This is a genomic window from Candidatus Kosakonia sp. 282A-S69 (genome assembly GCF_029433855.1).
Lineage (GTDB): Bacteria > Pseudomonadota > Gammaproteobacteria > Enterobacterales > Enterobacteriaceae > Kosakonia > Kosakonia cowanii_A.
Map to the genome: position 1 here is coordinate 1 of NZ_JAROAU010000005.1, position 249 is coordinate 249.

Here is a 249-nt window from a genome sequence, read left to right on the forward strand (position 1 = left end):
CGACACCGGGGACGCGGCACGCGGCGCGGGTCCCCAGCAGGCCGACCGCGGGCGGCACCGCACGCAGGAGGAGGAGCAGGCCACCAACGCCGACTCCGCGGAGGACGACGACGAAACCGGTGGTGAGGGACCCGGCGACACCTCAGCCGACGGCTCGGGCGGACAGCCGTTCACCGCGCCGAAGCACGGCCCGCCGACCTCGCAGACGCGGCTGAACGGCAAGTACACGTTCGACACGTTCGTCATCGG

Annotated in this window: 1 protein-coding gene; it reads left to right on the forward strand. The window is 73.5% G+C overall.

Annotation, left to right across the window (positions count from 1 at the left end):
* Window positions 1-249: hypothetical protein (locus PU683_RS20740; protein ID WP_277174503.1), on the forward strand; the 249-nt coding region annotated here is incomplete at both ends.